Below are 20,290 nucleotides of genomic sequence, written 5' to 3' on the forward strand. Positions count from 1 at the left end.
AATCCTTAATTTACGCTGCGGCGATTATTTCTTGCCGGCGATAGGCTTGCGCGGGCCCTTGCGAGTGCGCGCATTGGTACGCGTGCGTTGGCCGCGCACCGGAAGGCCCTTGCGATGGCGGAAGCCGCGATAGCAGCCAAGGTCCATCAGACGCTTGATGCTCATCGTAACTTCGCGGCGCAGATCACCTTCGACGACGTACTTGCCGACTTCTTCACGCAGCTTGTCCAGCTCAGCTTCACTGAGATCCTTGACCTTCTTGGCCGGCTCGATGCCGGTGGCAGCGCAGACAGCGATCGCACGAGTGCGGCCGATGCCGTAGATTGCCTGAAGGCCGATCACAGTATGCTGATGATTAGGGATGTTAACCCCAGCAATACGGGCCATACTTCTTTACCCCAGGTTCAAAAAGTTGCGGATTATAGCAACCGGAGCTGATTCACTCAATCAGCCTTGGCGCTGCTTGTGCCGCGGGTCCGTGCAGATCACGCGCACCACGCGATTGCGGCGGATGATCTTGCAGTTGCGGCAGATTTTCTTGACCGATGCTTGAACTCTCATCGTCTGGTCCTTTCATCTAAAGTGAGCTTCCGTCGAATCACTTCGTCCGGAATACGATGCGAGCCTTGGTCAGGTCATAAGGGGTGAGTTCCACCGTAACCTTATCGCCCGGGAGGATGCGGATATAGTGCATTCGCATCTTGCCGGAGATATGACCAAGGACCACATGTCCGTTTTCAAGCTTGACCCGGAACGTCGCGTTGGGGAGCGTTTCCAGGACTTCGCCCTGCATCTGAATAACGTCTTCTTTCGCCATGTTCGTCGATTCAGTCCGGCTTAGGCCGCGCCCTTGAAGTTTGCCTTCTTCAGCAGGCTCTCGTACTGATGCGACAGCACGTAGGACTGCATCTGCGCCATGAAGTCCATGGTCACCACCACCAGAATCAGCAGCGAGGTGCCGCCGAAATAGAAGGGGACGTTCCACTTCAGGATCAGGAATTCAGGAATCAGGCAAATCACGGTGATGTACACCGCCCCGATCAGCGTGAGCTTCAGGATCAGCTTCTCGATGTAGCGCGCGGTATGCTCCCCAGGACGGTACCCCGGAATCATCGCCCCGCTCTTCTTCAGGTTGTCCGCGGTTTCCCGGGGATTGAACACCAGGGCGGTATAGAAGTAGCAGAAGAAGATGATGGCAGCGGCGTACAGCAACACATACACGGGCTGGCCCGGATGCAGGGTGTCACCGATGGCCTTCAGCCAGCCCAGCTTCTCGCTGTTGCCCGTCCAGGACAGCAACGTGGCCGGGAACAGGATGATCGACGAGGCGAAGATCGGCGGGATCACGCCCGCCATGTTGATCTTCAGCGGCAGATGCGTGCTCTGGGCCTGCATCACGCGATTGCCGACCTGGCGCTTGGCATACTGCACTGGCACCTTGCGCTGGCCACGCTCGACGAACACCACGGCAGCGGTCAGCAGCACCACACCCACGGCCAGGAACAGCGCCAGGATTTCGTGCAGGCTGCCGGCCTGTACCAGTGACAGCGTCTTGCCGATGGCGCTGGGCACGCCGGCGGCGATACCGGCACAGATCAGGATCGAGATCCCGTTGCCGATACCGCGTTCGGTGATCTGCTCGCCCAGCCACATCAGGAACATGGTGCCGGTCACCAACGTCACCACCGTGGTGAAGACGAACATGCCCTGCGACATCAGTACCAGGTTGGGCTGCTTGAACAGCATCATCGCAATGCCGAAGCTTTGCGCTGTAGCCAGCAGCACCGTGGCATAACGCGTGTACTGCGTGATCTTGCGTCGGCCGGCCTCCCCTTCCTTCTTCAATTGCTTGAGCGAGGGAAACACTTCGGAGCCGAGTTGCATGATGATCGATGCCGAGATATACGGCATGATCCCGATCGCAAACACGGTGAAGCGGGACAGCGCACCGCCCGAGAACATGTTGAACATGTTCAGCAGGCCGGTTTGCGAGGAATTGAACAGCTTTGCCAGTTCCACCGGGTTGATGCCCGGCACGGGGATATGCGCCCCGATGCGGTACACGATCAATGCACCGATCAGGAACCAGATTCGCTTCTTCAGATCCGCGAACTTGCTGCCTGCGGAAGCCATAGCGGGATTTGCCACGTTGCTGCCTCTGCCTTGAGCTCGGTTACTCGACGATGCTGCCACCGGCGGCTTCGATCGCGGCGCGCGCGCCCTTGGTGGCCGACAGGCCCTTCAGGGTGATGGCGCGTTCGATCTTGCCGGCCAGGATGACCTTGACCGCGTGAGCATGCTGGCCGATGACACCGGCTTGCAGCAGCACAGCGTAGTCGATCTCGTTGACCGGCAGAGCGTTCAGGTCCGACAGACGAACCTCGGCGCTCTTGCCCTTGGCCAGCGAGACGAAGCCACGCTTCGGCAAACGGCGTTGCAGCGGCATTTGGCCGCCTTCGAAACCAACCTTGTGGAAACCGCCGGCGCGGGACTTTTGACCCTTGTGGCCACGGCCAGCGGTCTTGCCCAGGCCGGAGCCGATACCGCGACCGACGCGCTTCTTGGCGTGGGTCGAGCCTTCGGCGGGCTTCAGGTTGTTCAGTACGAGAGACATGTTAGCCCTCCACCTTCAGCAGGTAGCTGATCTTGTTGATCATGCCGCGGTTGGCCGGGGTGTCGATCACTTCGGCGGAGCTGTTCAGCTTCCGCAGACCGAGGCCGCGCGCGCACGCCTGGTGCGATTCCAGACGCCCGATCAGGCTCTTGACGAGCGTGACCTTGAGTTTCTTGGTTTCGCTCATTACGCGTCTCCCAGAATTTCTTCGACCGTCTTGCCACGCTTGGCAGCGATATCGCCGGCCGTTTGCAGGCGAGCCAGGCCGTCCAGCGTGGCGCGAACCACGTTGTACGGATTGGTCGAGCCATGGATCTTGGCGCTGACGTTGTGCACGCCAGCCACTTCGAACACGGCGCGCATCGGGCCGCCGGCGATGATGCCGGTACCATCCGGGGCGGGCTGCATGAACACGGTGGTGGCGCCATGGCGACCAACCACCGCATGCGGCACGGTGCCATTCTTCAGCGGCGCCTTGAACAGCTTGCGGCGGGCTTCGTCCAGAGCCTTCTGCACGGCGACCGGGACTTCCTTCGCCTTGCCCTTGCCCATGCCGACGCCACCGTCGCCATCACCGACCACGGTCAGTGCGGCGAAGCCGAGAATACGACCACCCTTCACGACCTTGGTGACGCGATTCACGCTCACCATTTTCTCGCGAAGGCCGTCGCCGCGATCTTCTACTTCGTTCCTAGCCATTTGATCACTCCAAATTAGAAGACGAGGCCGCCTTCGCGTGCGGCGTCAGCGAGCGCCTTCACGCGACCGTGGTAATGGAAACCGGAGCGGTCGAACGCTACCTTTTCCACGCCGGCTGCGCGGGCCTTCTCGGCGATGCGCTTGCCAACCAGCGTGGCTGCGTCGACGCTGCCGCCGTTCTTGACCTGGCCACGCACTTCGGCTTCGAGCGTCGACGCGCTGGCCAGCACCTTGGTGCCGTCCGCGTCGATGACCTGGGCGTAGATATGGCTGTTGGTGCGGTGCACCGACAGGCGCACCATCTTGAGCTCCGCAATCTTGGCACGGGTTTTACGTGCACGGCGGAGTCGAGTCTCTTTCTTGTCCATGATTCAGCCTCGATTACTTCTTCTTGGTTTCTTTCAGAACAACCACTTCGTCCGAATAACGGACACCCTTGCCCTTGTACGGCTCGGGTGCGCGGTATGCGCGGATCTCAGCGGCAACCTGACCAAGCGCCTGCTTGTCGGCAGACTTCAGAATGATTTCGGTCTGAGTCGGGGTTTCCACCTTCACGCCGGCAGGCATCTTGTGCGCCACAGGGTGGGAGAAACCCAGAGTCAGGTTCAGCGTGTCGCCTTGAGCTTGAGCGCGGTAACCGACGCCGACCAGGTTGAGCTTGCGCTCGAAACCCTTCGACACGCCGTTCACCATGTTGCTCACCAGCGCGCGCAGGGTACCGGACATTGCGCGGGCGGGCTTGCTGCCGTCACGGGCGGCAAACACGACTTCGTTGTTTTCGATCTTGACTTCGACGTTGCTGCTGAGCGCCTGGCTCAGCGTGCCGTTCGGGCCCTTGACGGTGATGGCACCGTCGTTGAGCTTGATTTCGACACCCGCCGGGATGGCGACCGGATTCTTCGCTACACGAGACATTGTTTCACCCCATTACGCGACGAAGCACAGAAGCTCGCCACCAACACCGTTGGCACGCGCTTTGCGATCGGTCATCACACCCTTGGACGTGGACAGGATTGCCACGCCAAGACCATTCATCACCTGCGGAATATCCGCAGCGCCCTTGTAGATGCGCAGGCCGGGCTTCGAGACGCGTTCGATGCGCTCGATGACCGGGCGGCCGGCGTAGTACTTCAGCTCGATGGTGAGCTCGGGCTTCACTTCGCTGGTGACAGCGAACGACTCGATATAGCCTTCGTCCTGCAGCACCTTGGCGATCGCGACCTTCAGCTTCGAGGACGGCATCGTCACGGCGCCTTTTTCCGCACGCTGGGCGTTGCGGATGCGGGTCAGCATATCGGCGATAGGATCATGCATTGCCATGTTTTATTCTCCTTACCAGCTAGCCTTGACCACGCCGGGGATTTCGCCCTTCATGGCCAGTTCGCGCAGCTTGTTACGGCCGAGGCCGAACTTGCGGAAGACGCCGCGCGGGCGGCCGGTAATCGAGCAACGGGAGCCGGTACGGACCGGGCTGGCGTTACGCGGCAGTTGTTGCAGCTTGAGGCGCGCAGCGAAACGCTCCTCTTCGCTCACGCTCTGGTCGTTGACCACGGCCAGCAGCTTCTCGCGCTTGGCCGCGTACTTGGCGACCGTTGCGCGGCGCTTTTCTTCGCGATTAATCAGTGCAAGTTTTGCCATGATCGCCTCAATTCTTGAACGGGAACTTGAAGGCGGCCAGCAGGGCACGCGCTTCGTCGTCGGTCTTGGCGGTGGTGGTGATGGTGATGTTCATCCCACGCAGCGCGTCGATCTTGTCGTACTCGATCTCCGGGAAGATGATCTGTTCACGCACGCCCATGTTGTAATTGCCACGACCATCGAACGACTTGGCGGGGATACCGCGGAAGTCGCGAACGCGCGGCAGGGCCACGGTCACCAGACGATCGAGGAATTCATACATGCGATCACGACGCAGGGTGACCTTGCAGCCAACCGGGTAACCGTCACGAATCTTGAAGCCGGCGATGGACTTCTTGGCCTTGGTCACGACAACCTTTTGACCGGCGATCTTTTCCAGATCGCCCACGGCGTGTTCCATCACCTTCTTGTCAGCAACCGCTTCACCCACACCCATGTTGATGGTGATCTTTTCGATGCGCGGCACTTCCATCACGGACTTGTAACCGAACTGCTCGATGAGCGCCGGCACAATCTTTTCTTGGTAAATATCTTGCAGACGAGTCATGTTCGTTCTTCCCCTTAGCCGCCGACGACTTCGCCGTTGGACTTGAAGACGCGAACCTTTTTGCCGTCTTCCAGCACCTTGAAGCCCACGCGATCAGCCTTGCCGGTCGCGGCATTGAAGATCGCCACGTTGGACACGTGAATCGGCATGGTCTTCTCGACGATGCCACCTTGCACGTTGCGCATCGGGTTCGGCTTCTGGTGCTTCTTCACCACGTTCACGCCTTCCACGACCACGCGGTCGTCGGCCGGGAACACGCGCAGCACAGTGCCGCGACGACCCTTGTCCTTGCCAGCGATGATGACGACTTCGTCGCCTTTGCGAATCTTGTTCATACCGTTCCCCTTACAGCACTTCCGGCGCGAGCGACACGATCTTCATGAAGCGCTCGGTACGCAGTTCACGCGTCACCGGCCCGAAGATGCGGGTGCCGATCGGCTCCAGCTTGTTGTTGAGGAGGACGGCGGCATTGCCGTCGAACTTGATCAGCGAGCCATCAGCGCGACGCACGCCCTTGGCGGTACGAACCACCACGGCATTGTAGACGTCGCCCTTCTTGACACGACCACGGGGGGCCGCGTCCTTGATGCTCACCTTGATGATGTCGCCGACAGCTGCATAGCGACGCTTGGAGCCGCCCAACACCTTGATGCACATAACGCTGCGCGCACCAGTGTTGTCCGCAACCTCCAGCATGGATTGCATTTGGATCATTTAAAAACAACCTCCAACTTAACCCGCGAATGTCCTGGCAGAACCAGGACGGCGCCCGGCAAAACCAGGCAAACGCGACCAGTTTTGGACCCCGAAGGGGAAGGAACAAACACGGCAACAAACGCCGCCGTGAGACGGAAAAACGGGCATTGTACTCAAAGTACAATGCCCGCGCAAGAACTTATACCAATCCAATGACTTAGACGGTACGAGCCTTTTCGACCAACTCGGCGACAGCCCAGGACTTGGTCTTGGAAACCGGACGGGTTTCCACGATCGTCACCAGATCGCCTTCGTTGTACTGATTGCTTTCATCGTGAGCGTGGTACTTCTTGGAACGACGCATCACCTTGCCGTAGATCGGGTGCTTGACCAGATGCTCGACCAAAACGGTGACCGTCTTATCCATCTTGTTGCTGACCACACGACCGGTCAGCGTACGCTTCAGTTTTGCTTCGGTCATGTTAAGCAGCCTTCTGAGCCAGGATGGTACGGACGCGCGCAATGTCCTTGCGCACACGCTTCAGTTCGCTCGACTTGGCGAGCTGGCCGGTAGCGGCCTGCATGCGCAGACCGAACTGGGCGCGCAGCAGGGCAGTCAGTTCGCCCTTGAGCTCGTCGGCCGACTTTTGACGAAGTTCAGCAGCTTTCATCATTGCCCCACTTGACGAGTGACGAAGGTCGTACCGAACGGCAGCTTGGCGGAGGCGAGACGGAAGGCTTCGCGAGCGAGCTCTTCGTTGACGCCATCCAGCTCGTACAGGACCTTGCCAGGTTGAATTTCGGCAACCCAGTATTCCGGGCTGCCCTTACCGTTACCCATCCGCACTTCGGCCGGCTTGGTCGAAATGGGCTTGTCCGGGAACACGCGAATCCAGACGCGGCCGCCACGCTTGATGTGACGGGTGATCGCGCGACGCGCAGCTTCGATCTGACGGGCAGTCAGGCGACCACGGGTGGTTGCCTTCAGGCCCCAGGTACCGAACGCCACGCTGTTGCCGCGGGTCGCGATGCCGGTGTTACGGCCCTTCTGGACCTTGCGGAACTTGAGTCTAGTTGGCTGCAGCATTGCGTGCCCCCTTACGTGCCTTGCGCTGGGTTTCCGGAGCGGGTTCAGCGGCCTTTTCGCCCGGCTTCACTTCGCCCTTGTAGACCCAGACCTTGATACCGATGATGCCGTACGTGGTCTTGGCTTCGCTGGTCGCGTAGTCGATGTCGGCACGCAGGGTATGCAGCGGCACGCGGCCTTCGCGATACCACTCGGTACGTGCGATTTCGATACCGTTCAGGCGGCCGGCCGACATGATCTTGATGCCCTGGGCACCCAGACGCATGGCGTTCTGCATCGCGCGCTTCATGGCACGACGGAACATCACGCGCTTTTCCAGCTGCGACGAGATGCTGTCGGCAATGATCTGCGCGTCGATTTCCGGCTTGCGCACTTCTTCGATATTGACGTGCACCGGCACCTTGAGGATGTTCTGCAGCTGCTTCTTCAGCAACTCGATATCCTCGCCCTTCTTGCCGATCACCACGCCCGGGCGGGCGGTATAGATGGTGATCTTGGCGTTCTTCGCCGGACGCTCGATCACGACACGGCTCACCGCGGCATTGGCGAGGCGCTTCTTCAGGAAGTCGCGCACCTCGATGTCTTCGGTAAGCATCTTGCCGAAGTTACGGCTGTTGGCGTACCAGCGCGAGGCCCAGTTCTTGGTGACGGCGAGACGAAAACCCGTCGGATGAATTTTCTGACCCATAATCGCTCCTTAGTCGCCCACAGTCAGCGTGATGTGGCAGGTCTGCTTCTCGATGCGGTTACCGCGGCCCTTGGCACGAGCGGTGAAGCGCTTGAGGGACGGACCCTTGTCCACATAGATCGTCCGGACCTTGAGGGCGTCGATGTCGGCGCCTTCGTTGTGCTCGGCGTTGGCGATAGCCGACTCCAGCACTTTCTTGATCAGGGCGGCGGCCTTCTTCGGGCTGAAGGTCAGGATGTTGAGCGCTTGCTCCACCGGCTTGCCACGAACCAGGTCAGCGACCAGGCGAGCCTTTTGCGCGGAGAGGCGAGCATTGCTCAGTACAGCGGATACTTGCATGTCGTCACCTTATCGCTTGGCTTTCTTGTCCGCGGCGTGGCCCTTGAAGGTACGGGTGAGTGCGAACTCGCCCAGCTTGTGGCCAACCATGTTTTCGTTCACGTACACCGGTACGTGCTGACGGCCGTTGTGCACGGCGATCGTCAGACCGACGAAGTCCGGCAGCACCGTGGAACGGCGCGACCAGGTCTTGATCGGGCGCTTGTCGTTCGATGCACGCGCAGCCTCGATCTTCTTGATGAGGTGCAGGTCGACGAACGGACCCTTCTTGACAGAACGTGCCATGTTCTATTACCCCTTGTTCGCGTGACGGCGACGAACGATCATGCCGTCGGTACGCTTGTTGTTACGGGTACGGTAGCCCTTGGTCGGCTGGCCCCACGGGCTAACCGGCACGCGGCCTTCACCAGTCTTGCCCTCACCACCACCGTGCGGGTGATCGATCGGGTTCATGGCAGTACCACGCACGGTCGGGCGGATACCCAGCCAACGCTTGGCACCGGCCTTACCGTAAGAACGCAGGCTATGTTCCTCGTTGCCGACCTCGCCCAGCGTGGCGCGGCAATCGATATGTACCTTGCGGATTTCGCCGGAGCGCAGACGCAGTTGAGCGTAGGCGCCTTCGCGGGCCAGCAGTTGCACGCCAGCGCCGGCCGAGCGGGCCAGTTGGGCGCCCTTGCCGGGCTGCAACTCGACGCAGTGGATCGTGGAACCCACCGGGATGTTGCGGATCGGCAGCGCGTTACCGGCCTTGATCGGGGCTTCCGAACCGGAAACGACGGTCATGCCAGCCTTGAGGCCCTTCGGGGCGATGATGTAGCGGCGCTCGCCATCGGCGTAGCACAGCAGCGCGATGTTGGCGGTGCGGTTCGGATCGTATTCCAGGCGTTCCACCTTGGCGACGATGCCGTCCTTGTTGCGCTTGAAGTCCACCACGCGATAGTGCTGCTTGTGGCCACCGCCCTTATGACGGGTGGTGATCACACCGCGGTTGTTACGACCGGCGGTCTTGCTTTGCGGCTCGAGCAACGGCGCGTACGGCGCACCCTTGTGCAGGTCCGGGTTCACCACCTTGACGACGGCGCGGCGACCAGCAGACGTCGGTTTTACTTTGACCAATGCCATGTTTCAGTCTCCTTACTGCGCGGCCGCAAGGTCGATTTCCTGACCCGGAACCAGGCTCACATACGCCTTTTTCCAATCAGTGCGACGACCGTTGAAACGGCCGAAACGCTTCGACTTGCCCTTGACGTTGACCACGGAAACGCCCTTGACCTGAACCTTGAACAGCAGCTCGACGGCAGCCTTGATCTCGGCCTTGGTGGCATCGGTGGCAACACGGAATACGATCTGCTCGTTCTTGTCGGCAACCAGCGTGCTCTTTTCGGAGACGATGGGCGCGCGCAGAACCTGCAACAGACGGTTTTCGGTAAATTGCGTCATGCGTAGATCTCCTCGAGAGCTTGCAGCGCTTCGCGGGTGAGCACGAGCTTCTTGAAGCGGACCAGGCTGACCGGATCGACCTGCGACGGCTCGAGCACGAGCACGTGCGGCAGGTTGCGCGAAGCGAGATACAGGTTCTCGTCGAGCTCCTTGGTCACGATCAGGGCGGAGTCCAGCTTCAGCGCTTCGAGCTTCTGCACAAAGGCCTTGGTCTTCGGCGCTTCGAGCGCAAACGAATCGACCACCACCAGACGATCCTCACGCACCAGTTGCGACAGAATGGTCGCGATACCGGCGCGGTACATCTTGCGGTTCACCTTCTGCGAGAAGTTCTCGTCAGGGCTGTTCGGGAAGGTCTTGCCACCACCACGCCACAGCGGCGACGAGGTCATACCGGCGCGAGCGCGGCCGGTACCCTTCTGGCGCCAGGGCTTCTTGGTGGTGTGCTTGACGTCGGTACGATCTTTCTGGGCACGATTGCCGCTGCGCGCATTGGCGAAGTACGCGGTCACCACTTGGTGGACCAGGGCTTCGTTGAAATCGCGAGCAAACAGGGTATCGGACCCGGCGACGGCGGCTTGCGCCTCGCCGTTAGCATTGATGACTTTCAGTTCCATTACGCACCCGCCTTGACACTCGGACGAACGACCACGTCATTGCCCTTGGAGCCCGGGACAGCGCCCTTGACCAACAGCAGTTGACGCTCGGCATCGATACGCACGACTTCCAGGTTCTGCACGGTACGGTTCACGTTGCCGTATTGACCGGCCATACGCTTGCCCGGGAAGATCCGGCCCGGATCCTGCGCCTGACCGATGGAGCCCGGCGTGTTGTGCGAACGGGAGTTACCGTGCGAAGCACGGTTGGAGCTGAAGTTGTGGCGCTTGATCACACCCGAGAAGCCCTTGCCCTGGGTGGTGCCACTGATATCGACCAACTGGCCAACCGAGAACAGCTCGACCGACAGCGATTCGCCGGCCTTCAGTTCTGCAGCCTTCTCAGCGGAGACACGGAACTCGACGAGCACCACGCCAGCCTCGACACCCGCCTTCGCGAAGTGACCGGCTTCCGCCTTGTTGACACGATTGGCCTTCTTTGCGCCGAAGGTGACCTGCACGGCTGCGTAGCCGTCGGTTTCCGGCGTCTTGATTTGCGTGACGCGATTTGCGGACAGATCCAGCACCGTCACCGGGATGGACGCACCATCCTCGGCAAAGACGCGGGTCATGCCGACTTTGCGTCCGACAAGACCTAAGCTCATAGTTATTTCCTTTTCAGGGCCGATTACGATTGATCGGCAATAACCAGTGAATAAAAAAAGACATGCTTGCCGTCCAGAAAACGGCAAGCCCGGGATACTAGCACAGCTTTTTCTTTTGCCGCAAGCACTTAGCCAATCTGCCGCCCGGGCTTAGCCGATGCCGCGCACAAAACAAAACAGGCCCGCTTCATCAGCGAGCCTGTTTTGTCACAAGCGGCTAGTTACTGCAGCTTGATCTCGACATCGACACCAGCCGGCAGATCCAGCTTCATCAGTGCGTCGACGGTCTTGTCGGTGGGATCGACAATGTCCATCAGGCGTTGATGCGTGCGGATCTCGAACTGGTCGCGCGAGGTCTTGTTGACGTGCGGGGAACGCAACACGTCGAAACGCTCGATCTTGGTCGGCAGCGGAACCGGGCCCTTGACCACGGCGCCGGTGCGCTTGGCGGTCTCGACGATTTCCAGGGCCGAACGGTCGATCAGCGAGTAGTCGAACGCCTTCAGGCGGATACGGATCTTCTGACTTTGCATGACTGTTCTCGCTTACTCGATGACCTTGGCGACGACACCGGCGCCAACGGTACGACCACCTTCACGGATGGCGAAACGCAGACCTTGTTCCATCGCGATCGGGGCGATCAGCGACACGGTCACTTCCACGTTGTCGCCAGGCATCACCATCTCGGTACCCGCCGGCAGCTCGACCGAACCGGTCACGTCGGTGGTACGGAAGTAGAACTGCGGACGATAGCCGTTGAAGAACGGGGTGTGACGACCGCCTTCTTCCTTGCTCAGCACGTACACCGAACCGGTGAACTTGGTGTGCGGGGTGATCGAACCCGGCTTGGCCAGCACCTGGCCACGCTCGACTTCTTCACGCTTGGTGCCGCGCAGCAGCGCGCCGATGTTGTCGCCAGCCTGGCCTTGATCCAGCAGCTTGCGGAACATTTCCACGCCGGTGCAGGTGGTCTTGACCGTCGGCTTGATACCGACGATTTCGATTTCCTCGCCAACCTTGACGATGCCGCGCTCGACACGGCCAGTCACCACGGTACCGCGACCCGAGATCGAGAACACGTCTTCGATCGGCATCAGGAACGGCAGGTCGATGGCACGTTCCGGTTCCGGAATGTAGCTATCCAGGGCAGCAGCCAGTTGGAAGATCGCCGGTTCGCCGATTTCCGACTGGTCGCCTTCCAGCGCCTTCAGTGCGGAACCCTTGATCAGCGGAATGTCGTCGCCCGGGAAGTCGTACTTGGACAGCAGGTCGCGCACTTCCATTTCGACCAGTTCCAGCAGTTCGGCGTCATCCACCATGTCGCACTTGTTCAGGAACACGATGATGTACGGCACGCCCACCTGGCGGGCCAGCAGGATGTGTTCGCGAGTTTGCGGCATGGGGCCGTCAGCGGCCGAGCACACCAGGATGGCGCCGTCCATTTGCGCGGCGCCGGTGATCATGTTCTTCACATAGTCGGCGTGGCCCGGGCAATCGACGTGCGCGTAGTGGCGGGTTTCGGTTTCGTATTCGACGTGCGCGGTGTTGATGGTAATACCGCGGGCCTTTTCTTCCGGTGCGCTGTCGATCTGGTCGTAGCCCTTGGCTTCGCCACCGAACTTCTTCGACAGAATGGTGGTGATCGCAGCGGTCAGCGTGGTCTTGCCGTGGTCAACGTGGCCAATCGTGCCGACGTTTACGTGCGGCTTCGTCCGCGTGAACTTTTCCTTTGCCATTTCTTTATTCCTTTAATCCGTTATCCGATTACTTCTTGTTGGCCATGATGGCGTCGGCGACGTGCTTCGGCGCCTCGGAGTAGTGCTTGAATTCCATCGAGTAGGTCGCGCGACCTTGCGACATGGAGCGCAGGGTGGTCGAGTAACCGAACATCTCGGACAGCGGCACTTCCGCCTTGATCATCTTGCCGCCAGCGGGGTTGTCATCCATGCCCTGCACGATGCCGCGACGGGACGACAGGTCGCCCATGATGTCGCCCATGTACTCTTCGGGGGTCTCGATTTCCACGGCCATCATCGGCTCGAGAATCACCGGACCGGCGCGGCGCATCGCTTCCTTGAAGGCGATGGAGCCAGCCAGTTCGAACGCGATCTGCGAGGAGTCGACGTCGTGGTAGGAGCCGAAGGTCAGGCGCACGGTCACGTCCACCACCGGGAAGCCGGCCAGCACGCCAGCCTTCAGCGTGTTCTGGATACCCTTGTCCACCGACGGGATGAATTCGCGGGGGATCACGCCACCCTTGATTTCGTCGATGAACTGGTAGCCCTTGCCTTCGCCCGACGGTTCCAGCGTGATCACGCAGTCGCCGTACTGACCCTTACCGCCCGACTGCTTGGCATGCTTGCCCTGCACGTCCTTGGCGACCTGGGTCACGGTTTCGCGGTAGGCCACTTGCGGCGCACCGACGTTGGCTTCCACACCGAACTCGCGACGCATGCGGTCCACGATGATTTCGAGGTGCAACTCGCCCATGCCCGAGATGATGGTCTGGCCCGATTCCTCGTCGGTCCGCACGCGGAACGACGGGTCTTCCTTGGCCAGGCGGTTCAGGGCCACGCCCATCTTTTCCTGGTCGGCCTTGGTCTTCGGCTCGACGGCGACGTGAATCACCGGCTCCGGGAATTCCATGCGCTCCAGAATGATCGGGGCATCGATGGCACACAGGGTTTCACCGGTGGTGACTTCCTTCAGGCCGATGGCAGCGGCGATGTCGCCGGCCAGCACTTCATCGATTTCCTGACGGTCGTTGGCGTGCATCTGCACGATACGGCCGATCCGTTCCTTCTTGTCCTTCACCGAGTTCAGCACGCTGTCGCCGGACTTCACCACGCCGGAATAGACGCGGAAGAAGGTCAGCTGGCCCACGTACGGGTCGTTCATCAACTTGAACGCCAGCGCGGAGAACGGCGCGGTGTCGGAAGCGGCGCGCTCGGTTTCCTGGTCGCGATCATCCGTGCCCTTGACCGGCGGGATGTCGATCGGCGACGGCAGGAACTCGATCACGGCGTCGAGCATGCGCTGCACGCCCTTGTTCTTGAACGCGGTGCCGCACAGCATCGGTTGGATTTCGCAGGCGATGGTGCGCTGACGCAGCGCCTGGACGATCTCGGCCTCGGTGAGGTCGCCTTCTTCCAGGTACTTGTTCATCAGCTCTTCGGTGGCCTCGGCCGCCGATTCGACCATCTTTTCGCGCCATTCCTGGGCGGTCGACAGCAGTTCGGCCGGGATATCGCGGTACTCGAACTTCATGCCCTGGGACGCATCGTCCCAGAAGATGGCCTGCATCTTCACCAGGTCGATCACGCCGACGAAGTTGTCTTCAGCGCCGATGGGGATGACGACCGGTACCGGGTTGGCCTTCAGGCGCGTCTTCATCTGCTCGACGACGCGGAAGAAGTTGGCACCCTGGCGGTCCATCTTGTTGACGAACGCCAGACGCGGCACCTGGTACTTGTTGGCCTGACGCCACACGGTTTCCGACTGGGGCTGAACGCCACCGACCGCGCAATACACCATGCAGGCGCCGTCCAGAACACGCATGGAACGCTCCACCTCGATGGTGAAGTCCACGTGCCCCGGGGTGTCGATGATGTTGAAGCGGTGCTCGGGGTATTGCAGACCCATGCCCTTCCAGAAGGTCGTGGTCGCAGCCGAGGTGATGGTAATACCGCGTTCCTGCTCCTGCTCCATCCAGTCCATGGTGGCGGCGCCGTCGTGAACCTCGCCAATCTTGTGGTTCACGCCGGTGTAGAACAGGATACGCTCGGTCGTGGTGGTCTTGCCGGCGTCGATGTGAGCGGAAATACCGATGTTGCGGTACCGCTCGATGGGGGTCTTACGAGCCACGGTTGATTCCTTAAGCGTTGTGCATTAGAAGCGGTAGTGGGCAAACGCCTTGTTCGCTTCGGCCATGCGGTGCACTTCATCGCGCTTCTTCATCGCGCCGCCGCGACCTTCGGCCGCGTCGATCAGTTCACCTGCCAAGCGCAGATCCATGGACTTCTCGCCACGCTTGCGGGCCGCGTCACGCAACCAGCGCATCGCCAATGCCAAACGACGGCTGGGACGGACTTCGACCGGCACTTGATAGTTCGCACCACCGACGCGACGGCTCTTCACCTCGACGATCGGTTTTGCGTTGTTGATGGCGGTGGTGAAGATTTCGATGGCGTTCTTGCCGGTCTTCTTCTCGATCTGCTCGAGGGCGCCATAAATGATGCCTTCGGCAACGGCCTTCTTGCCGTCGATCATCACCACGTTCATGAATTTGGTCAGTTCCGTGGAACCGAACTTCGGATCCGGCAGTACTTCGCGCTTCGGAACTTCTCTACGTCTTGGCATGATTCTCTATCCTTGATGTGACATTCAGTTGGGGCCACTCGCCCCGCGGTCGTCCATGGGAACGACCACTTACTCGACGGCGTCGCGTCAGCGACCTTCCGCCGTTGGCGTCCGGCATTAAGCCTTGGGACGCTTGGCGCCGTACTTGGAGCGCGACTGCTTGCGATCCTTGACGCCAGCGGTATCGAGCGAACCGCGCACGGTGTGGTAACGCACACCCGGCAAGTCCTTCACACGACCACCGCGGATCAACACGACGCTGTGTTCCTGCAGGTTGTGGCCTTCACCGCCGATGTACGAAATGACTTCGAAACCGTTGGTGAGACGAACCTTGCAGACCTTACGCAGCGCGGAGTTCGGCTTCTTCGGAGTGGTGGTATACACGCGAGTGCATACGCCACGCTTTTGAGGGCAGGCTTCGAGCGCGGGAACCTTGCTCTTCGCCACTTCCTTCTCACGGCCCTTGCGGACCAGTTGGTTGATGGTTGGCATTGATTCAACTTCCTCAGTGTAAAAACCCCTTGCGGGGACTACTCGGGATACCAGCTGAACGGCACCCCAAATAAAGCCGGCGACACCCGGAAATCCAGGTGTCGCCAAAAAAGACTCGGGATTTTAAAAAAATCAAGCCCTTGTCGTCAAGCCGGCAGGATCAGAGCGTCTCCTCGCTACCGACCGTGGCGGCTTCCGCGGCTTGCGGCTCGCCCAGGTCGAACGGGTTGTTGTTGCCCTGTTGCTTGCGGCTGCGGTGATAGGCCAGGCCGGTACCGGCGGGGATCAGACGGCCGACGATCACGTTTTCCTTCAGGCCGCGCAGGTCATCCACCTTGCCCATGATCGCGGCTTCGGTCAGCACGCGCGTGGTTTCCTGGAACGACGCGGCGGAGATGAAGGAGTCGGTTGACAGCGACGCCTTGGTGATACCCAGCAGCACATTGTCGAACTTGGCCAGTTCCTTGCCTTCCGCTGCGAGCTTGTCGTTGGCGATCAGCACTTCGGCGCGCTCGACCTGCTCGCCCTGGATGAAGTCGGAGTTGCCCGGGTCGGAGATCACCACGCGGCGCAGCATCTGGCGAACGATCACCTCGATGTGCTTGTCGTTGATCTTCACACCCTGCAGGCGATACACCTCCTGAACTTCCTGGACGATGTAGCGGGCCAGTTCCTCGATACCCTGCAAACGCAGGATATCGTGCGGATCGATCGGGCCGTCGACGATCATTTCGCCGCGGTTCACCACCTGACCGTCGTGCACCATCACGTGCTTTTCCTTCAGGATCAGGTACTCGTGCGGAGCGCCATCCGGATCGGTGATGATCAGACGTTGCTTGCCCTTGGTTTCCTTACCGAAGCTGATGGTACCGGTGATATCGGCCAGCATGCCGGCGTCCTTCGGCGAACGGGCTTCGAACAGCTCGGCCACGCGCGGCAGACCACCGGTAATGTCGCGGGTCTTGGCCGATTCCTGCGGAATCCGCGCCAGGACTTCGCCCACGCCCACTTGCTGACCATCCTTCACAGTAATGATGGCGCCCGGCTGGAAGCCGATGGTGACCGGCGCATCGGTGCCGGCCAGCTTCACTTCGTTGCCTTGCTCGTCGAGCAGACGCACCAGCGGGCGCACGCCCTTCGAGCCGGCCTTGGTCTTGGCGTTGATCACCACCAGCGTGGACAAACCGGTCACGTCGTCGACCTGCTTGACCACGGTGATGCCTTCCTCGACGTTCTCGAAGCGCACCTGACCGGCGTACTCGGTAATGATGGGACGCGCGTGCGGATCCCAGGTACCCAGCACCGAGCCAGCCTTGATCGCATCGCCATCCTTGACCAGCAGCGTGGCGCCATACGGCACCTTGTGGCGTTCACGCTCACGGCCGTGCTCGTCGAGCACCAGCACTTCGGCGGAACGCGCGATCACCACCGGGTCGCCCTTGGCGTTGGTCACGTAGCGCATGTTGGCGCTGTAGGCGATCTTGCCGTTGGACTTGGATTCGACCTGGCTGGCCGCAGCCGCCCGCGACGCCGCACCACCGATGTGGAAGGTACGCATGGTCAGCTGGGTGCCCGGCTCACCGATCGACTGCGCGGCGATCACACCGACCGCCTCGCCCGAGTTCACCAGGTGACCGCGACCCAGATCGCGGCCGTAGCACTTGGCGCACAGGCCGTAGCGGGTTTCGCAGGTCAGCGGGGTACGCACCTTGACTTCATCGACGCCGCTGGCGTCGATCTGCTCGACCAGATCCTCGGTCAGCAGGGTACCGGCCTCGATCAGCGTTTCCTGGCTGCCCGGATCGACGATGTCGATCGCGGCCACGCGGCCGAGGATACGGTCGCGCAGCGCTTCGATCACGTCGCCGCCCTGCACCACGGCCTTCATGGTCACGCCATGCTTGGTGCCGCAATCGTCCTCGGTCACCACCAGATCCTGGGTCACGTCGACCAGACGACGGGTCAGGTAACCGGAGTTCGCGGTCTTCAACGCGGTATCGGCCAGACCCTTACGGGCGCCGTGAGTCGAGTTGAAGTACTGGAGAACGGTCAGGCCCTCGCGGAAGTTGGTGGTAATCGGCGTCTCGATGATCGAGCCGTCCGGCTTGGCCATCAGGCCCCGCATGCCCGCCAGCTGGCGAATCTGCGCCGCGGAACCCCGCGCTCCGGAGTCGGCCATCATGTAGATCGAGTTGAACGACTCCTGGTCGACTTCCTTGCCTTCGGCATCGACGACCTTCTGCTTGCCCAGGTGCGCCATCATCGCCTTGGCGATCTGGTCGCCGGCACGGCCCCAGATGTCGACGACCTTGTTGTAGCGCTCGCCCTGGGTCACCAGACCGGCCGTGTACTGCTGTTCGATCTCCTTGACCTCGGCGTTGGCCGCGGCCAGCAGATCGACCTTTTCCTTCGGCACCAACATGTCATCCACGCAGATCGAAATGCCGCCGCGGGTGGAGTAGCTGAAGCCGGTGTACATCAGCTGGTCGGCGAACACCACGGTGTCCTTCAGACCGCAGCTGCGGAACGAGGCGTTGATCAGGCGGCCGATTTCCTTCTTCTTCAGCGACTTGTCGATGTGGCTGAAGTCCAGGCCCTTGGGCAGGATTTCCGACAGGATGGCGCGGCCCACGGTGGTGTTCTTGCGCACCATGCGGCTCTGCCAGTCGCCGTTGTCGTCCTTGTACCATTCCTTCAGGCGCACCGAGACGCGCGTCTGCAGGGTGACCGCCTTGCTGGCGTAGGCGCGATGCGCTTCGGCCACGTCGGCCAGCACCGTGCCCTCGCCCTTGCCGTTGATGGCTTCGCGAGTCATGTAGTACAGGCCCAGCACGATATCCTGCGACGGCACGATGATCGGCTCGCCGTTGGCGGGCGAGAGCACGTTGTTGGACGCCAGCATCAGGGTGCGGGCTTCCATCTGCGCTTCCAGCGACAGCGGCACGTGAACGGCCATCTGGTCACCGTCGAAGTCGGCGTTGAATGCCGCGCAGACCAGCGGGTGAAGCTGGATCGCCTTGCCTTCGATCAGCACCGGCTCGAACGCCTGGATACCCAGGCGGTGCAGCGTCGGGGCGCGGTTCAGCAGCACCGGATGCTCGCGGATGACTTCTTCCAGGATGTCCCACACCACGGCTTCCTGGCCTTCGACCATCTTCTTGGCCGCCTTGATGGTGGTGGCAAGGCCGAGCACTTCCAGCTTGTGGAAGATGAAGGGCTTGAACAGTTCCAGCGCCATCAGCTTGGGCAGGCCGCACTGATGCAGACGCAGGTACGGGCCCACGGTAATCACGGAACGACCGGAGTAGTCGACGCGCTTGCCCAGCAGGTTCTGGCGGAAGCGACCGCCCTTGCCCTTGATCATGTCGGCCAGCGACTTCAGCGGACGCTTGTTGGCGCCGGTCATCGCTTTGCCGCGACGGCCGTTGTCCAGCAGCGAATCGACCGATTCCTGCAACATGCGCTTTTCGTTGCGCACGATGATGTCCGGCGCGCGCAGTTCCAGCAGTCGCTTCAGACGGTTGTTCCGGTTGATGACGCGGCGATACAGGTCGTTCAGGTCGGAGGTCGCGAAGCGGCCGCCATCCAGCGGCACCAGCGGGCGCAGTTCGGGCGGCAGCACCGGCAGCACGTCCATGATCATCCATTCCGGCTTGATGCCGGACTTGGAGAACGCTTCCAGCACCTTCAGGCGCTTGGCGATCTTCTTGATCTTGGTGTCGGAGCCGGTGGCTTCCAGCTCCTGGCGCAGGGTGGCGATTTCCTGGTCGCTGTTGAGGCTCTTCAGCAGTTCGCGCACCGCTTCGGCGCCCATCATGGCGACGAACTCGTCGCCGTATTCTTCGACCTTGTTGAAGTAGTCGTCCTCGGTCAGCAACTGACCGCGGTTCAGCGGGGTCATACCCGGCTCGATGACGATGAACGCTTCGAAGTACAACACGCGCTCGATGTCACGCAGCGGGATGTCCAGCACCATGCCCAGGCGCGACGGCAGGCTCTTCAGGAACCAGATGTGGGCGACCGGCGAGGCCAGCTCGATGTGGCCCATGCGCTCGCGGCGCACCTTGGACAGGGTCACTTCGACGCCGCACTTCTCGCAGATCACGCCGCGATGCTTCAGGCGCTTGTACTTGCCGCACAGGCACTCGTAGTCCTTGATCGGGCCGAAGATGCGCGCGCAGAACAGGCCGTCGCGTTCCGGCTTGAAGGTACGGTAGTTGATGGTTTCCGGCTTCTTTACTTCGCCGAACGACCAGGAACGGATCTTCTCGGGCGAGGCCAGCCCGATCTTGATCGCGTCGAATTCTTCGTCTTGCGTGACTTGCTTGAAGAGCTCGAGTAAGCCTTTCATTGAATCTTTCTCCTGTGAGGGTGAGGAGTCAGGTGTGAGGCGCCCGCCACGGCGGGCACCCCTCACACCTCACACG

Annotated in this window: 30 protein-coding genes; all 30 read right to left on the reverse strand. The window is 61.0% G+C overall.

The genetic code is table 11. The features are described 5' to 3' along the window. Positions 1-24 precede the first annotated feature (24 nt). The 30 genes from rpsM to rpoC all read right to left on the reverse strand — a co-directional run bounded on the left by rpsM (position 25) and on the right by rpoC (position 20,214). Positions 25-387 carry a 30S ribosomal protein S13 gene (gene rpsM / locus C556_RS0112115; RefSeq protein ID WP_018748523.1) on the reverse strand — a complete coding sequence of 121 codons (363 nt, stop codon included), beginning with the start codon at positions 385-387 and terminating at the stop codon, positions 25-27. A 60-nt stretch (positions 388-447) separates the two neighbouring features. Continuing rightward, positions 448-561, reverse strand: a complete 114-nt coding sequence (gene rpmJ, locus C556_RS0112120) for a 50S ribosomal protein L36 (protein WP_018748524.1) — start codon at positions 559-561, stop codon at positions 448-450. A gap of 37 nt (positions 562-598) precedes the next feature. Then, positions 599-817 (reverse strand): translation initiation factor IF-1, encoded by a 219-nt coding sequence (gene infA, locus C556_RS0112125; RefSeq protein WP_018748525.1) that lies wholly within the window; start codon positions 815-817, stop codon positions 599-601. Between the two features lie 20 nt (positions 818-837). Beyond that, positions 838-2,133 (reverse strand): preprotein translocase subunit SecY, encoded by a 1,296-nt coding sequence (secY, locus tag C556_RS0112130; protein WP_018748526.1) that lies wholly within the window; start codon positions 2,131-2,133, stop codon positions 838-840. Positions 2,134-2,173: 40 nt separating this feature from the next. Continuing rightward, positions 2,174-2,614: a 50S ribosomal protein L15 gene (gene rplO / locus C556_RS0112135; protein ID WP_018748527.1), complete on the reverse strand. Its 441-nt coding sequence runs from the start codon at positions 2,612-2,614 to the stop codon at positions 2,174-2,176. Position 2,615: 1 nt separating this feature from the next. Continuing rightward, positions 2,616-2,801, reverse strand: a complete 186-nt coding sequence (gene rpmD, locus C556_RS0112140) for a 50S ribosomal protein L30 (protein ID WP_018748528.1) — start codon at positions 2,799-2,801, stop codon at positions 2,616-2,618. Next, complete coding sequence (gene rpsE / locus C556_RS0112145; RefSeq protein ID WP_018748529.1) at positions 2,801-3,313, reverse strand: 30S ribosomal protein S5; 513 nt, start codon at positions 3,311-3,313, stop codon at positions 2,801-2,803. The genes rpmD and rpsE overlap by 1 nt, the downstream gene beginning before the upstream one ends. Before the next feature lie 14 nt (positions 3,314-3,327). Then, on the reverse strand, positions 3,328-3,681 hold the full coding sequence (gene rplR, locus C556_RS0112150) for a 50S ribosomal protein L18 (RefSeq protein WP_020608486.1): 354 nt from the start codon (positions 3,679-3,681) through the stop codon (positions 3,328-3,330). Positions 3,682-3,694: 13 nt separating this feature from the next. After that, positions 3,695-4,228, reverse strand: a complete 534-nt coding sequence (rplF, locus tag C556_RS0112155) for a 50S ribosomal protein L6 (RefSeq protein WP_018748531.1) — start codon at positions 4,226-4,228, stop codon at positions 3,695-3,697. Between the two features lie 12 nt (positions 4,229-4,240). Further along, a complete protein-coding gene (gene rpsH, locus C556_RS0112160) occupies positions 4,241-4,633 on the reverse strand; it encodes a 30S ribosomal protein S8 (RefSeq protein WP_026263045.1) in 393 nt (130 codons plus the stop codon). 12 nt (positions 4,634-4,645) lie between these two features. Further along, the gene (gene rpsN, locus C556_RS0112165) at positions 4,646-4,951 is read right to left on the reverse strand and encodes a 30S ribosomal protein S14 (RefSeq protein ID WP_018748533.1); all 306 of its coding nucleotides are present in this window, start codon (positions 4,949-4,951) and stop codon (positions 4,646-4,648) included. Positions 4,952-4,958: 7 nt separating this feature from the next. After that, positions 4,959-5,498 carry a 50S ribosomal protein L5 gene (rplE, locus tag C556_RS0112170; protein ID WP_026263046.1) on the reverse strand — a complete coding sequence of 180 codons (540 nt, stop codon included), beginning with the start codon at positions 5,496-5,498 and terminating at the stop codon, positions 4,959-4,961. Positions 5,499-5,512: 14 nt separating this feature from the next. Further along, positions 5,513-5,833, reverse strand: a complete 321-nt coding sequence (gene rplX, locus C556_RS0112175) for a 50S ribosomal protein L24 (protein ID WP_018748535.1) — start codon at positions 5,831-5,833, stop codon at positions 5,513-5,515. Between the two features lie 10 nt (positions 5,834-5,843). Beyond that, positions 5,844-6,212 carry a 50S ribosomal protein L14 gene (gene rplN, locus C556_RS0112180; protein WP_018748536.1) on the reverse strand — a complete coding sequence of 123 codons (369 nt, stop codon included), beginning with the start codon at positions 6,210-6,212 and terminating at the stop codon, positions 5,844-5,846. Between the two features lie 199 nt (positions 6,213-6,411). Next, positions 6,412-6,675 carry a 30S ribosomal protein S17 gene (gene rpsQ / locus C556_RS0112185; RefSeq protein ID WP_018748537.1) on the reverse strand — a complete coding sequence of 88 codons (264 nt, stop codon included), beginning with the start codon at positions 6,673-6,675 and terminating at the stop codon, positions 6,412-6,414. 1 nt (position 6,676) lies between these two features. Beyond that, on the reverse strand, positions 6,677-6,865 hold the full coding sequence (gene rpmC / locus C556_RS0112190; RefSeq protein ID WP_026263047.1) for a 50S ribosomal protein L29: 189 nt from the start codon (positions 6,863-6,865) through the stop codon (positions 6,677-6,679). Beyond that, on the reverse strand, positions 6,865-7,281 hold the full coding sequence (gene rplP, locus C556_RS0112195; protein WP_018748539.1) for a 50S ribosomal protein L16: 417 nt from the start codon (positions 7,279-7,281) through the stop codon (positions 6,865-6,867). Before rplP ends, rpmC begins: the two co-directional genes overlap by 1 nt. After that, on the reverse strand, positions 7,265-7,969 hold the full coding sequence (gene rpsC / locus C556_RS0112200) for a 30S ribosomal protein S3 (protein ID WP_018748540.1): 705 nt from the start codon (positions 7,967-7,969) through the stop codon (positions 7,265-7,267). The genes rplP and rpsC overlap by 17 nt, the downstream gene beginning before the upstream one ends. A 9-nt stretch (positions 7,970-7,978) precedes the next feature. Then, positions 7,979-8,308: a 50S ribosomal protein L22 gene (gene rplV, locus C556_RS0112205; protein WP_018748541.1), complete on the reverse strand. Its 330-nt coding sequence runs from the start codon at positions 8,306-8,308 to the stop codon at positions 7,979-7,981. Between the two features lie 9 nt (positions 8,309-8,317). Next, positions 8,318-8,593, reverse strand: a complete 276-nt coding sequence (rpsS, locus tag C556_RS0112210; protein ID WP_018748542.1) for a 30S ribosomal protein S19 — start codon at positions 8,591-8,593, stop codon at positions 8,318-8,320. 6 nt (positions 8,594-8,599) lie between these two features. Further along, positions 8,600-9,433, reverse strand: a complete 834-nt coding sequence (gene rplB, locus C556_RS0112215; RefSeq protein WP_018748543.1) for a 50S ribosomal protein L2 — start codon at positions 9,431-9,433, stop codon at positions 8,600-8,602. A gap of 12 nt (positions 9,434-9,445) precedes the next feature. Next, positions 9,446-9,751 (reverse strand): 50S ribosomal protein L23, encoded by a 306-nt coding sequence (gene rplW, locus C556_RS0112220; protein WP_018748544.1) that lies wholly within the window; start codon positions 9,749-9,751, stop codon positions 9,446-9,448. Next, the gene (gene rplD, locus C556_RS0112225; RefSeq protein ID WP_018748545.1) at positions 9,748-10,368 is read right to left on the reverse strand and encodes a 50S ribosomal protein L4; all 621 of its coding nucleotides are present in this window, start codon (positions 10,366-10,368) and stop codon (positions 9,748-9,750) included. Before rplD ends, rplW begins: the two co-directional genes overlap by 4 nt. Further along, on the reverse strand, positions 10,368-11,012 hold the full coding sequence (gene rplC / locus C556_RS0112230; RefSeq protein ID WP_020608487.1) for a 50S ribosomal protein L3: 645 nt from the start codon (positions 11,010-11,012) through the stop codon (positions 10,368-10,370). The genes rplD and rplC overlap by 1 nt, the downstream gene beginning before the upstream one ends. Before the next feature lie 221 nt (positions 11,013-11,233). Next, the gene (gene rpsJ / locus C556_RS0112235) at positions 11,234-11,545 is read right to left on the reverse strand and encodes a 30S ribosomal protein S10 (RefSeq protein WP_018748547.1); all 312 of its coding nucleotides are present in this window, start codon (positions 11,543-11,545) and stop codon (positions 11,234-11,236) included. A gap of 12 nt (positions 11,546-11,557) precedes the next feature. After that, entirely contained in the window at positions 11,558-12,748 is a 1,191-nt protein-coding gene (gene tuf / locus C556_RS0112240; RefSeq protein ID WP_018748548.1) for an elongation factor Tu, read from the reverse strand. 28 nt (positions 12,749-12,776) lie between these two features. Next, entirely contained in the window at positions 12,777-14,876 is a 2,100-nt protein-coding gene (gene fusA / locus C556_RS0112245) for an elongation factor G (protein ID WP_018748549.1), read from the reverse strand. Positions 14,877-14,900: 24 nt separating this feature from the next. Next, a complete protein-coding gene (gene rpsG / locus C556_RS0112250; RefSeq protein WP_018748550.1) occupies positions 14,901-15,371 on the reverse strand; it encodes a 30S ribosomal protein S7 in 471 nt (156 codons plus the stop codon). A gap of 117 nt (positions 15,372-15,488) precedes the next feature. Continuing rightward, positions 15,489-15,863 (reverse strand): 30S ribosomal protein S12, encoded by a 375-nt coding sequence (rpsL, locus tag C556_RS0112255; RefSeq protein ID WP_018748551.1) that lies wholly within the window; start codon positions 15,861-15,863, stop codon positions 15,489-15,491. A 160-nt stretch (positions 15,864-16,023) separates the two neighbouring features. Continuing rightward, a complete protein-coding gene (rpoC, locus tag C556_RS0112260) occupies positions 16,024-20,214 on the reverse strand; it encodes a DNA-directed RNA polymerase subunit beta' (protein WP_018748552.1) in 4,191 nt (1,396 codons plus the stop codon). Between the last annotated feature and the right edge of the window lie 76 nt (positions 20,215-20,290).

Origin of the sequence: Chitiniphilus shinanonensis DSM 23277 (genome assembly GCF_000374805.1) — a bacterium.
GTDB classification, from domain to species: Bacteria; Pseudomonadota; Gammaproteobacteria; order Burkholderiales; family Chitinibacteraceae; genus Chitiniphilus; species Chitiniphilus shinanonensis.

What these genes read in the sequence shown, in the direction of transcription:
- rpsM (WP_018748523.1), bottom strand. Translation starts at nt 387, where the DNA reads ATGGCCCGTATTGCTGGGGTTAACATCCCTAATCATCAGCATACTGTG.
- rpmJ (WP_018748524.1), bottom strand. Translation starts at nt 561, where the DNA reads ATGAGAGTTCAAGCATCGGTCAAGAAAATCTGCCGCAACTGCAAGATC.
- infA (WP_018748525.1), bottom strand. Translation starts at nt 817, where the DNA reads ATGGCGAAAGAAGACGTTATTCAGATGCAGGGCGAAGTCCTGGAAACG.
- secY (WP_018748526.1), bottom strand. Translation starts at nt 2,133, where the DNA reads ATGGCTTCCGCAGGCAGCAAGTTCGCGGATCTGAAGAAGCGAATCTGG.
- rplO (WP_018748527.1), bottom strand. Translation starts at nt 2,614, where the DNA reads ATGTCTCTCGTACTGAACAACCTGAAGCCCGCCGAAGGCTCGACCCAC.
- rpmD (WP_018748528.1), bottom strand. Translation starts at nt 2,801, where the DNA reads ATGAGCGAAACCAAGAAACTCAAGGTCACGCTCGTCAAGAGCCTGATC.
- rpsE (WP_018748529.1), bottom strand. Translation starts at nt 3,313, where the DNA reads ATGGCTAGGAACGAAGTAGAAGATCGCGGCGACGGCCTTCGCGAGAAA.
- rplR (WP_020608486.1), bottom strand. Translation starts at nt 3,681, where the DNA reads ATGGACAAGAAAGAGACTCGACTCCGCCGTGCACGTAAAACCCGTGCC.
- rplF (WP_018748531.1), bottom strand. Translation starts at nt 4,228, where the DNA reads ATGTCTCGTGTAGCGAAGAATCCGGTCGCCATCCCGGCGGGTGTCGAA.
- rpsH (WP_026263045.1), bottom strand. Translation starts at nt 4,633, where the DNA reads ATGGCAATGCATGATCCTATCGCCGATATGCTGACCCGCATCCGCAAC.
- rpsN (WP_018748533.1), bottom strand. Translation starts at nt 4,951, where the DNA reads ATGGCAAAACTTGCACTGATTAATCGCGAAGAAAAGCGCCGCGCAACG.
- rplE (WP_026263046.1), bottom strand. Translation starts at nt 5,498, where the DNA reads ATGACTCGTCTGCAAGATATTTACCAAGAAAAGATTGTGCCGGCGCTC.
- rplX (WP_018748535.1), bottom strand. Translation starts at nt 5,833, where the DNA reads ATGAACAAGATTCGCAAAGGCGACGAAGTCGTCATCATCGCTGGCAAG.
- rplN (WP_018748536.1), bottom strand. Translation starts at nt 6,212, where the DNA reads ATGATCCAAATGCAATCCATGCTGGAGGTTGCGGACAACACTGGTGCG.
- rpsQ (WP_018748537.1), bottom strand. Translation starts at nt 6,675, where the DNA reads ATGACCGAAGCAAAACTGAAGCGTACGCTGACCGGTCGTGTGGTCAGC.
- rpmC (WP_026263047.1), bottom strand. Translation starts at nt 6,865, where the DNA reads ATGAAAGCTGCTGAACTTCGTCAAAAGTCGGCCGACGAGCTCAAGGGC.
- rplP (WP_018748539.1), bottom strand. Translation starts at nt 7,281, where the DNA reads ATGCTGCAGCCAACTAGACTCAAGTTCCGCAAGGTCCAGAAGGGCCGT.
- rpsC (WP_018748540.1), bottom strand. Translation starts at nt 7,969, where the DNA reads ATGGGTCAGAAAATTCATCCGACGGGTTTTCGTCTCGCCGTCACCAAG.
- rplV (WP_018748541.1), bottom strand. Translation starts at nt 8,308, where the DNA reads ATGCAAGTATCCGCTGTACTGAGCAATGCTCGCCTCTCCGCGCAAAAG.
- rpsS (WP_018748542.1), bottom strand. Translation starts at nt 8,593, where the DNA reads ATGGCACGTTCTGTCAAGAAGGGTCCGTTCGTCGACCTGCACCTCATC.
- rplB (WP_018748543.1), bottom strand. Translation starts at nt 9,433, where the DNA reads ATGGCATTGGTCAAAGTAAAACCGACGTCTGCTGGTCGCCGCGCCGTC.
- rplW (WP_018748544.1), bottom strand. Translation starts at nt 9,751, where the DNA reads ATGACGCAATTTACCGAAAACCGTCTGTTGCAGGTTCTGCGCGCGCCC.
- rplD (WP_018748545.1), bottom strand. Translation starts at nt 10,368, where the DNA reads ATGGAACTGAAAGTCATCAATGCTAACGGCGAGGCGCAAGCCGCCGTC.
- rplC (WP_020608487.1), bottom strand. Translation starts at nt 11,012, where the DNA reads ATGAGCTTAGGTCTTGTCGGACGCAAAGTCGGCATGACCCGCGTCTTT.
- rpsJ (WP_018748547.1), bottom strand. Translation starts at nt 11,545, where the DNA reads ATGCAAAGTCAGAAGATCCGTATCCGCCTGAAGGCGTTCGACTACTCG.
- tuf (WP_018748548.1), bottom strand. Translation starts at nt 12,748, where the DNA reads ATGGCAAAGGAAAAGTTCACGCGGACGAAGCCGCACGTAAACGTCGGC.
- rpsG (WP_018748550.1), bottom strand. Translation starts at nt 15,371, where the DNA reads ATGCCAAGACGTAGAGAAGTTCCGAAGCGCGAAGTACTGCCGGATCCG.
- rpsL (WP_018748551.1), bottom strand. Translation starts at nt 15,863, where the DNA reads ATGCCAACCATCAACCAACTGGTCCGCAAGGGCCGTGAGAAGGAAGTG.
- rpoC (WP_018748552.1), bottom strand. Translation starts at nt 20,214, where the DNA reads ATGAAAGGCTTACTCGAGCTCTTCAAGCAAGTCACGCAAGACGAAGAA.